This window comes from Eggerthella sinensis (assembly GCF_003339815.1).
GTDB lineage: Bacteria > Actinomycetota > Coriobacteriia > Coriobacteriales > Eggerthellaceae > Eggerthella > Eggerthella sinensis.
Window position 1 is genome coordinate 26388 of sequence record NZ_PPTT01000037.1, and the last position, 10780, is coordinate 37167.

A 10780-nucleotide genomic window follows, 5' to 3' on the forward strand; every position below is an offset into this window, starting at 1 on the left:
TCGGTCAGGCTTCGACGCGATCGGCCAGGTAAAACGTGGTATCGTCGTCGTAGCGGATGGCGAAGGGATGGTCGGGGTCGCTTGTGGCGAAGACGGTGCACGGGACGGACGAAGCCTCGTCGGGGCCGGTTGCGACGGTGCGCTCGAGCTCGTCACCCACGTGAGCGGGGTCGGCCGTGAGCGGGGCCTCGTCGCTCAAGGCGACGCGCAGGTGCTCGCCGGAAGACAGCGTGACGAAGGGGAAGCGCAGGTCGAAGTCGCTTTCGAGGGCGTCCCCGATGGCGGAGAACTCGGAGGCGGACGACGGATCGGCTGCGGTACCGCTCGCTGCGCCGAGGGTTTCGTCGAGCGACGCCGAGAGCGCTCCGTTCAGCGCGAGCACGCCGACGCCGGCCAGCAGCACGAGGCAGGCCGCAAGGGGCATGACGAGGTGCAGCGCCTTGACGCGCCGCTTCGGCGCGCGCTGCTGGGCGGCCACGAGGGCGCTCAGCATGCGGCGCTCGGCGTCCGCGGACGGACCCATGCGATCGTAGGCGTCGGCCAGTTGCGATTCGAGCGAATCGGTGCGACGATCATCCACGGTGCTCACCTCCCAACAGGTCTTTCAGCAGCGAACGCGCCTCGCTCAGATGGCTGCGCACGGTCGAGGCGGGCACGCCGGTCATCGCGGCGATCTCGGCGGTGCGGTACCCCTCGTAGTAGAACAGGTACACGCAGGTCTTGTACTTCTCCGGCAGCGCGAGCACCGCTTCAAGCGTGTCGTCGCGTGCGGGCGCCCGTTCGTCCGCGAGGTTGTCGGGCAGGGCGGCCCGCCGCGTGCGCTGCGCGCTCTTCAGCTCGTCGCGGCATTGGTTTTGCGCGCACACGATGAGCCATGCCTTCTCGTGCTCCTCGTCGTTGAAGCGCCGCGGGCGGTCGACCAGCTTCATGAACACGCTCTGCGTCGCGTCCTCGGCATCGGCCGCGTTGCCGAGGAACGAGTAGCACAGCCGATACACCGTCTTGGCGTGGCGGCGAAACAGCGCGGTTATGTCGATGGCGTTCGTCAGCGGTATCCCTTTCTGCACCTAACACGACTGGGACGCTCGTTTTGTCGGGACGTTTTCGAAACGTATGGTAGCAGAGGGAAGAAGCGTTTCGCGCGCCGCGCGCGACCTTGCCGAAACCCAGCGGATTCGCCCCCGCTTTCCAGCGGGAATCCAGCGCCCAACACATGCGATTCCAGCGCAAATCAAGCGCGCGAAAATACCTTATGAACTGGGGAAACTTTTACTTCACAGATCGCGTCCGGCAGACTAGAATCATGCTGTCAACGGTGTCCGTTTCCGGCGGGTGGCGCCTTCGAAAGGAGGTGATTGCCCGATGGATAGTTTCAATCTGATCGCAGGACTGTGTTCCATCTTGTCATTTCTTCTGGCAGCCTACGACTGGTGGCAACGAAAGCGGAAAGCGAGGAACGAGGCGAAAAGGGCACAAAAAAGGCGGTAGAGCTGACACTCTGACCGCCTAGCCAAAATCCGCGTCACCCGCCCAGAGGTCTAACCCTGCGGGCACCGCTGATAACCCGCATTATACACGCTTCCCGTTGATGCGCAAGACGGGTTCTTGCGGCGATGCGGTATCATGGGACGCGTTCGGTTTTGCCGCGTTGCGGCGGGGAGGAAGCAGCAGTGACGGATCTTTCGCAGGCGCGTCAGGCGCTCAAACAGCACTTCGGCTACGAGTCGTTCCGACCGGGGCAGGAGGGCGTCGTCGAGGCCATCCTGTCGGGCCGCGACGCGTTGGCGGTCATGCCCACCGGCGCGGGCAAGTCGGTGTGCTACCAGGTTCCGGGCGTGGTGCTGAACGGGCTGGCCATCGTGGTGAGCCCGCTCGTGTCGCTCATGGGAGACCAGGTGCGCGCGCTGCTCGACGCGGGCATTCGCGGCGCCTACCTCAACTCCACGCTCACGCCGGGACAGCAGTCCACCGTGCTGCGCCGCGCCCTCGACGGCGCGTACCAGATCATGTACGTGGCGCCCGAGCGCTTGTCCGACCCGCGGTTCATCGAGTTCGCCCGTGAGGCGGCCATCCCGCTCGTCGCCGTCGACGAGGCGCACTGCGTGTCGCAATGGGGCCAGGACTTCCGCCCTTCCTACCTTACCATCGGCGACTTCATCGCGCTCTTGCCCACGCGCCCTATCGTGGCGGCGTTCACGGCCACGGCCACCGCGCGCGTGCGCGCCGACATCATGCGCCTGCTCGACCTGCGCAACCCCTACGAGGTGGTGACCGGGTTCGACCGCCCCAACCTGTACTTCGGCGTGGAGCGTCTCGATCCGAAGCGCAAGATCGCCCGCATCGCCGCCTACGCGCTCGAGCACGCGGGCGACAGCGGCATCGTGTACTGCTCCACCCGCAAGGACACCGACAAGGTGCATGCCGCGCTGCTCGAGGCCGGCATCCGCTCCGCGCGCTACCATGCGGGCATGCCGACGGCCGAGCGGCAGGAGAGCCAGCGCGCGTTCATCGCCGACGACGCGCCGGTGATGGTGGCCACCAACGCGTTCGGCATGGGCATCGACAAGTCGAACGTGCGCTACGTCATCCACCACAACATGCCCGGCTCCATCGAGGCATACTACCAGGAAGCCGGCCGCGCCGGGCGCGACGGCGAACCGTCCACCTGCCTGTTGTACTGGAGCGACGGCGACGTGTCCACCTGCCGGTTCTTCATCGAGCAGGAGTCGGGCAACGAGGAGCTCTCCACCGAAGAGGCCGAAGCCGTGCGCGCCTCGCGCCGCCGCCTGCTCGCGGCCATGACGGGCTACTGCCACACCACGGGCTGCCTGCGCCGCTACATCCTCGACTACTTTGGCGAGGAAGCGGGCACGGCGCCGCAGGCCGACGACGTCGGTGCCGAGGGCGCGCCCTCGGCGGGCTGCGCGAACTGCTCGAACTGCGCGGGGGAATTCGAGTCGATGGACGTCACCGACACGGCGCTCGCCGTCATGCGGTGCGTGCAGGAGTTGCACGGGCGGTTCGGCAAGGGCATGGTGGTGGATGTGCTGCGCGGGTCGCAGAACGCGAAGCTGCTCGACATGCACCTCGAGGAGGCGGCGAGCTACAACACGGTGAACGTGCCGGCTGCTCAGGTGAAGGAGGTCATCGAGCTCTTGGCCGCAAGCGGCTACCTGCTCATCACCGAGGGAACGTACCCGGTGGTGGGGCTGGGGCCGCGCGCTCGCGAGGCGGCCGACGAGGGGTTCAGCCTTTCGATGAAGCGGGTTCTACGCAAGCCCGAGCGACGGCGCGACGGCGTCGGGGGCGGGCACGTGTTCGGCTCGTCGGGAGCGCCGGCGGGCGATGCCGATCCCGCGCTGTTCGAGCGCCTGCGCACGTTGCGCAAGCAGCTTGCCGACGAGGCGGGAAAGCCTCCCTACATCGTGTTCTCCGATGCCGCCCTGCGCGACATGTGCGCGCGCAAACCCGCCACTGACGAGGAGTTTCTCGAAGTGTCGGGCGTGGGCGCCACGAAGCTTGCGCGCTACGGCGAGGCCTTCCTCGCCGAGATCGCCGCATACGAGCGGGAGGGAGCGGGGTCGTAGCCGTTCGCGCTCCCGCGGACGCGCGACAGCTCCTTACCGGTCCTTGAGCGCCTTCGCCAGGTCGTCGGCCGACGAGCCTAAACCGTCGCTCAGCGACGAGGGCACGGTGACCACGGTGCCGCCCGACTTCTTGATGCTCTCGTACAGCAGGTGCATCGTCCTGATCTTGAGCGCGGCGTCGTTGTTCTCGTAGACGCCGCTCGCGCTTGCGATCATCTCGGAGATGTCCTCCTCGGCGCTCGCCAGCACGAGGCGCGCGTTCTTCTCGCGCTCGGCCTGCGCTTCGAGCGACATGACCTCCTGCAGCTCGGCGGGAATGACGATGTCGCGCACTTTCACCGACAGGACGGCGATGCCCCACGGCTCCGTCTCCTCCTCGATGACCGTCTTCAGCTCCTTGTCCAGCTGCTCGCGCGACAGCGCCACCTCGGCCACGCTCATGCGGCCGATGGCGTCGCGCATGGCGGTTTGCGCGATGTACGACACGGCTTGCGGATAGTTCTCCACCTCGATGCAGGCCGCCTTCGCGTCCCACACCATCCAGAACAGCACGGCGTCGATGTCCACCGGCACGAGATCGCTCGTGAGCGTCTTCTCGGCGCCGAAGGGCGTCGAGATGGTGCGCATGTCCACGTGGCACGCCGCCTGCTCGATGATGGGGATGGTGAAGATGAGCCCCGGCCCGGCCACGCGGTTGAACGCGCCGAAGCGGCAGATCACCACGCGCTCCCACTCCATGGCGATGTGCATGGTGAGCGCGAGCGACACGGCCACGATGGCGGCGACGGCCAGCACCCCGAGGTTCATGAGTCCCAACCCGAAGTACGATACGCCCATGATGGCGGCGAACACCACCACGGCCAGCACGATGGAGAACAGCACGGCGCCGCTCTTCGTGGCCTTCGAGGGGACGAACGGCGCGGCTGCCGGCTCGATGAGGGCCGTGTCGCCGAGGGTGCGGGTGGAGCCGGTGCGATCGATGGTTCTTTTCATAGCGTCCTCCATGCAGGTTGGTAACGCGGGCGTCGGCTCCTAGGCGTCGGCCCGAAATCCGTCAAGCGCTTTGGCGAAGCGCTGCTCCACGTCGTCGACGGTCATGCCCAGCTCGAGGCACTGTCGAATGCTCTCGACGAGAATGACGTCGCCCGACGTGGCCTCGTCGTCCACGCCGTCGGTTTTGCTCACGAACGCGCCGCGGCCGCGCTTCGAGCTGATGTAGCCGTCGTGCTCGAGGCTCGTGTACACCTTGTTGACGGTGTGGTAGTTGACGTTGATGTCGGCGGCCAGCGCGCGCACCGTGGGAAGGCGGTCGCCGTTCTTGTAGTGGCCTGAGTCGATGAGGTACATGAGGCGATTGCGCACCTGCACCCAAATGGGGATGCCGCTCGTATCGTCCACCTCGATCAGGGCCACGTCTTCACCTCTTCCGTTCTCGCTCACGATTCGCCGACCGTCCTTGCCTGCAATGGTCTATACGAATTGTACGTTGACTATGCAGTATCGCAGGAAAAAACCGCCGACCAGCACAAAAGGCACGGCAACCGCCAAAAACGACGGCGTTCTCGTGACGGCGTACGCCGCGTCGAGCGCGAGCGGCCCCGCGAGCCCCGCGCCCACGAAGCCGATCCAGAACAGTTCGGCGTTCGACCCCGTCAGCAGCGTCTCCACGGCCCCGCCCTGTCCCAACGCTAGCGCTGCGAACGCGAGGTAGGCCGCGAGCGCCACGGCCTCGACGACGATGAGCACGCTGTCGGCGCGCGAGAGGGCCCGCATGAGGTGCGGCGTCTCGGCGGCCGACGGCCAGGCGCCCGCCAGGGCCACGGCGGCGCCCACCGACAGCGACGAGCACGTGAACAGCACGGGCAGCAGCGGGCTGCCCCACAGCGGCACGAACCCGATCTCGGACAGCAGCACGCCGGTGTAGGCCATCGTCGACACGCCGAACACCACGGCGCACGCTTCGAGCGCCCGGACGAGGACGACGGGCGTGCGCGCGGTGCCGAACAGCGCGATGCCGCCCAGGGCGACGGCGCACGCCACGGTGGCGCTCAGCACGTACGAGCCGAACGTGAGCACCGAGAAGGTGGGGTAGAGCAGCACGTACAGGAAGCGCTCGGGATGCGCGAGGTCGAGCAGCAGGCACAGCGCCCCCAGCACGAGCGCGCCGCCGGCAAGCAGGTAGCCGCGCATGAAGAAGCCTGAGGAAAGCTGACCGGCCCAGCGGGGGCGCAGGTGCTCGGGCCGCTTCGACCAGCGGCCGAACAGCAGGTCGCATAGCGCCAGCACCGTCACGGCGCCCGCCCCGCCTCCTCCGAGGAAGAGGTACCACGTGATGGAATCGCTGAACACCCGCGCCCGCCTATTCTTCCGGGGACGAGGCGCGCGCTGCGCGCCGGTCCCGATTCTTCTTGGCCGTCAGCCCCGCTCCCGCGGCGAGCGCCGCCGCGGCGATGCCCGCGCCCGCGACGACGGCGGGGTTGCCTTCGCCGCCCGCGGCACCCTCGCCCTGTTTGACGGCTTCGGTGGCGGGGCGGTAGAAGCGCTTCTTGATGGCTTGCCCCGCGTCGAGCGATCGGGACCCCACGGCGTAGAACAGGCCCGTGCCCGCGACGGGTTCGGCGCCCGTCTCCTCGATGAAGGCGCGCACGTCGCTTTGCGGGTCGTCCATGTCGCCGAAGACGCGCACGCCCACGGGGCAGGCGTCCACGCACGCGGGCCGACCGCCCTCGTCGACGCGCGCGGCGCACAGCGTGCACTTCTCGGCCACCCCGATGCGTCCCGCGCTATCCGTTTCGTAGGGCGCAGGCGCGGCGGCGTCGAAGAACCATCGATCGTCGGCGTTGATGGTGCGCGCCCCGTACGGGCAGGCCGTCAGGCATACGCCGCAGCCGATGCAGCGGTCGTATGCCACCTCCACGATGCCGTCGTCGCGCTTGGCGCTGGCCCCGGTGGGACACACTTTCACGCAGGAGGGTTCGTCGCAATGGAGGCAGGCGTGGGGGAGAAACGCGCGGTCGCCCTCGGGCCACCGCCCCCATTCGAGGGTGTCCACCGACAGCCAGGCCACGTCCGGCTTGAGGGCGTTGCTCATCTGGCAGGCCACCACGCAGGTTTGGCATCCCGCGCAGTGCGCCAGATCGATGGCCATCCCGAATCTCGTCACGTTCCCCTCCTCGTCTTCCCCTCGGAGGAATCATAGCAGGTGTTGCCCGCCGCTTCCACGCCCTCAGTTCCGCAGCTCCTCCACGAATGCGCGGTCGTCGCGCAGGAACGCGGCGAGCATGGCGGCCAGCCCGCGGTAGAAGTCCGTCTGCGCGGAGTCGGCCATGAGGTCGGCGAAGGCGGGCACCCAGTTCAGCAGGTGGCCGTCGAGGAACGCCGCCTGGGCGGCGAGCGTCTCGCGCCACTTCGTTCCGCCGTCGGCCTCGTCGCCGGGCGCGCATGCGAGGCTGCGGGCGGCAAGCGCCTGCATGAATTCCAGCTCGAGCGCGATATGGTCGTCGCCGAGCCGCGCCGCGTCGGCTGCTTTGAGTCCTTCGCGCAGGTAGAGCGCGCGCACCTCGTCGCGGGCGTCCCCCATGGTGATGCGCTCGTCGGAGGTGTGCACCGACTCGTTGGGGTAGCAGGCGACGCGCGTCGAGCGCTTACGAACGAGGAACAGCCGCGCGAAGTCGACGGCCAGCTCGGTGCGCGCGTCGTCGTGCGCGGCCGCCAGGTAGGCGCCCATGAGGCGGGCGCCCTCGTCGAGGTCGGGCCGCCCCGTGTCGGCGGGGAAGGGCAGCGCGCGCAATCCCTCGAGCAGCGCCTCGTCCACCTCGCGGTTGAACAGGCGGGCGAGCAGCCCGTACGTGGCCGCGCGATCTTCCAGCGCGGCGTGCAGGGCATCGTTCGTGACCATAGACGGTTCCTTCCTCGAGGGCCCCGCGCAGGGAGGGGTGCGCGGGGCCGGTGGAGCGCTAGATTTTCTCGATCTCGCAGAGGGCGTCCTTGAAGGTGGGGAAGCCCGAAATCGGATCGAACACGCGGTCGATGAGCAGGCAGGAGTTCGCCTGTTCCCATCCGTGCAGGATTTCCACGTTGCCCGGATGCATGAGGTTCGTGATGTTCACCTTGAACTGCACCTCGCCCAGCTGGTTGTAGATGCGCACCATGTCGTCCTGCTCGAGGCCGCGCGCCTCGGCGTCCTCGTGGCTGATGTTCACGATGGGCTCGGGCATGAACTGGTTGAGCCAGGGCGTGTGGCGGTACTTGCTGTGCACGTACCAGGGCACGCGGTTGCCCGTGGTGAGGATGAGCGGGTACTGCTTGAACAGGTCGGGTGTGGCCACGGGGCTGACGTGCGGTTCCTCGTACTTCGCAAGCCCTTCGAAGCCGCACTTCTCCAGGATGCCGCTCTTGAACTCCATCTTGCCCGACGGCGTGCCGAAGCCCTTCTGCTCGTACTGCTTGGGCGACCATTCGCCGGCCGACGGCAGCGGGTAGGGGCCGGGCAGCGCGGCCTGGACGTCGTCGACCGTCGCGCCCGACCCGCCGGCGTCGAGGTACGCCTGCATGCAGGCTTTGAGGTCGCCATGGAAGCATTCCTCCTCGAAGCCGAGCGCGCAGCCCAGGTCGAGCAGGATCTGCCAGTCCTCGCGCGCCTCGCCCGCGGGCTCCATGGCGGCTTGGCTGCCGATGAGGCCGGTCGGCTGCGTCTGGAAGGGGGCTACGCGCTCCCAGCACACGGCGGAGGGCAGCACCATGTCCATGTAGTCGTGCGTCCAGGGGTTGAGGTGGATGTCGATGGCCACGGCGAAGTCGAGCGTGGACACCGCTTCCTGGATAAGCGTCGTCTGCGCGAAGTTCATGAGGTTGGTGCCCAGGAACACGCCGGCGTGGATGAGGCCGTCGTTGATGTATTCCAGCAGGCCGTTGTTCTGGTAGTACGTCGAGGTGAGCGACCATACGGGCCACCGCTCGACGCCCGCACGCTGGTCGAGCAGCTCCTTCGCCACGTCCTTGAGCTGGAAGGAGGAGTCGTCAGTGCCGGTGATTCCGGGGGCCAGCTTGTTGCAGCCTTCGCGGTCCCAGTACCCCATGAGCCCGAGCAGCTGATGGATGGCGCGCGTGCTCTGCACGCCGTTGGAGTGGTGCGTGGTGGAGTGGGGGCTCACCCACATGGTGCCCTGGCCGCCTTCGGCCCACATGCGCGCCGCCTCGCGGATCTTGTCGGCGGGCACCCAGGTGATCTCCTCGGCCTTCTCGGGCGTGAACTCCTTCACGTATTCCTTGTACTCGTCGAAGCCCTCGGTCCAGTTCTCGACGAAGTCGTGGTCGTAGAGGTCTTCCTCGACGATGACGTTGCCCATGGCCAGCGCCAGCGCGCCGTCGGAGCCGGGGCGCGGCTGCAGGTAGATATCGGCCAGCTGCACGGCGGTGGGGGTGAGGCGCGTGTCGATGACGATGTACTTGCATCCGGCTTTCTTGGCGTCCAGCATGCCGCGGTACGCGGTGGGCTGCGGGTACATCGACCAGGCGATATTGGAGCCCCATTGCAGGTGCACCTTCGTGTCGGCGTTCGGCAGCGATCCCGTTCTCCCGCCGAAGTCGAGAATGCCCGCCAGCATCTCGGCGAAGGCGCACTGCGCGCCGCCCCACGACACGTTCGGCGTGCCGAACAGGGCCGCCACGCGGCAGAACATGGGCAGGTGCTCCTTCGGGTCACCCGAGTGGAACGTCACCGAGGACGCGCCGTAGGTTTCCTTCGCCTTGTTGAACTCGGTCGCGATGGTGGACAGCGCCTCGTCCCAGGTGATGCGCTCCCATTGCGGGTCCTCGCCGAGGCCCTTCTTCGGGTTCGTGCGCTTCATGGGGTACAGCAGGCGGTTCGGGTCGTAGACGTTCTGCAGGCTCGTGAGGCCCTTGAGGCACGGCGTGGGCTTCGAGTGCTGGTCGTTGCCCTCGACGCGCACGAGCTTGCCGTCTTTCACCGTGCCCTTCAGGCCGCAGAACACGGACTGGTTGCACATGGGGCAGGAGGTGTACACGTACGTTTCGCCTGCGGTTTCGGCGGCGAAGGCGTCTTCGGGCGCGGCGGCTTCCAGGCCGCCCGCGGCCAGCGCGGCCGCTCCGAGGGCTGCGGCGCCGATGAAGGCGCGGCGCGAGAGGTTGATCGTGCTGTTCGGCGTGGTCATATTACTCGCCTTCCTTTCCCTCGACAACATCGTGCGCGTGCTTCTTGCCGCGGCTGGCTCCCGCTGCGAACCCGGCGCCCGCCGCCACGGCGGCGACGGCGACGGCTCCCACGCCGATGACGGCGGCGTTCGGCCCTTGCGTCTCGCCGGCGGGGCCGGCGGGCGCCGCCTCGCTGCGCACGATGGCGGGCACGTTCGACTCGTTGGTCATGAGCGCCTCGCGCAGGCTGAAGTCGTGGTCGCCCTTCACATAATACAGCGACGTGCCGCGCAGGTTCTCGGCGTTGTTCGCTTCGATGTACGCGCTGATCTCGCTCGACGGGTCGCTCACGTCGCCGAAGAGGCGCGCCGCCATGGGGCAGGCCTCAACGCAGTGGGGCAGGGCGCCGTCGTCCACGCGCTCGGCGCAGAAGATGCACTTCTCGGCCACGTCCGTATGCGGCGTGCCGTAGCTCTCGTAGGGCGCGGGCTCGTCGGCGCCGAAGTACCAGGCGTCCTTGAAGCTGATGTGGCGCGCTTCGTACGGGCACACCATGACGCAGGCACCGCAGGCCAAACACGTGTCGTAGTCAACCGTCACGATGCCGTCGTCGCGCTGCGCGCTCGCGCCGGTGGGGCAGGCGTGCACGCACGGGGCGTCGTCGCAGTGCATGCAGGCGTGGGGAAGTTGGAACCGGTCGCCGTCGGGCCAGGTGCCCTCCTCGATCGTGTCCACTGCGCTCCAGCTCACTCCCGGCCTCTGATTGTTGTTCATCTGGCACGTCACCACGCAGGTTTGGCATCCCGTGCACCGTGTCAAGTCGATCGCCATGCCGTACTTCGTCATGGCTCCCCCTTTCTTCGTGGACCTCAGCTCTCGTCCGTCGTGTTGAACCGAGCGGCTCGTTCCGCTCGGCTGCCGAAACCCCGCTTCCTCCTTTCTCGCGCCCCCGCGTTCCCTGGGTCTCCTTGTTGTTCTATGGTTATATTATTCTAGAACACTAGAACAAGTCAAGAGGGATGAGGGAAGAGTTGGGGGGG

The 10780-nt window shown here is 67.6% G+C and carries 10 protein-coding genes; 1 reads left to right on the plus strand and 9 read right to left on the minus strand.

Features of this window, described 5'->3' with window-relative positions; translation table 11 throughout:
- Positions 1-4: 4 nt before the first annotated feature.
- Positions 5-580 (minus strand): hypothetical protein, encoded by a 576-nt coding sequence (locus tag C1876_RS15670; protein WP_244910176.1) that lies wholly within the window; start codon positions 578-580, stop codon positions 5-7.
- Positions 573-1067, minus strand: a complete 495-nt coding sequence (locus C1876_RS15675; protein ID WP_114547661.1) for an RNA polymerase sigma factor — start codon at positions 1065-1067, stop codon at positions 573-575. The genes C1876_RS15670 and C1876_RS15675 overlap by 8 nt, the downstream gene beginning before the upstream one ends.
- Before the next feature lie 603 nt (positions 1068-1670).
- Between C1876_RS15675 and recQ the strand changes: the two genes are divergently transcribed.
- Positions 1671-3587: a DNA helicase RecQ gene (recQ, locus tag C1876_RS15680; RefSeq protein WP_114547662.1), complete on the plus strand. Its 1917-nt coding sequence runs from the start codon at positions 1671-1673 to the stop codon at positions 3585-3587.
- Between the two features lie 33 nt (positions 3588-3620).
- Here recQ and C1876_RS15685 read toward each other — a convergent pair whose 3' ends face one another.
- The 7 genes from C1876_RS15685 to C1876_RS15715 form a co-directional block, all read right to left on the minus strand.
- Positions 3621-4580, minus strand: a complete 960-nt coding sequence (locus C1876_RS15685; protein WP_244910177.1) for a slipin family protein — start codon at positions 4578-4580, stop codon at positions 3621-3623.
- Between the two features lie 39 nt (positions 4581-4619).
- Positions 4620-5027, minus strand: a complete 408-nt coding sequence (locus tag C1876_RS15690; RefSeq protein WP_244910178.1) for a GntR family transcriptional regulator — start codon at positions 5025-5027, stop codon at positions 4620-4622.
- 30 nt (positions 5028-5057) lie between these two features.
- Positions 5058-5936, minus strand: coding sequence for an NrfD/PsrC family molybdoenzyme membrane anchor subunit (nrfD, locus tag C1876_RS15695; protein ID WP_158544714.1), 879 nt, complete (start codon positions 5934-5936; stop codon positions 5058-5060).
- Positions 5937-5946: 10 nt separating this feature from the next.
- On the minus strand, positions 5947-6750 hold the full coding sequence (locus C1876_RS15700) for a 4Fe-4S dicluster domain-containing protein (protein ID WP_148044574.1): 804 nt from the start codon (positions 6748-6750) through the stop codon (positions 5947-5949).
- A 63-nt stretch (positions 6751-6813) separates the two neighbouring features.
- Positions 6814-7485 carry a TorD/DmsD family molecular chaperone gene (locus tag C1876_RS15705; protein WP_114547666.1) on the minus strand — a complete coding sequence of 224 codons (672 nt, stop codon included), beginning with the start codon at positions 7483-7485 and terminating at the stop codon, positions 6814-6816.
- 58 nt (positions 7486-7543) lie between these two features.
- Positions 7544-9760, minus strand: coding sequence for a molybdopterin-containing oxidoreductase family protein (locus C1876_RS15710; protein ID WP_158544715.1), 2217 nt, complete (start codon positions 9758-9760; stop codon positions 7544-7546).
- Position 9761: 1 nt separating this feature from the next.
- Positions 9762-10586 (minus strand): 4Fe-4S dicluster domain-containing protein, encoded by an 825-nt coding sequence (locus C1876_RS15715; protein ID WP_114547668.1) that lies wholly within the window; start codon positions 10584-10586, stop codon positions 9762-9764.
- Positions 10587-10780 lie beyond the last annotated feature (194 nt).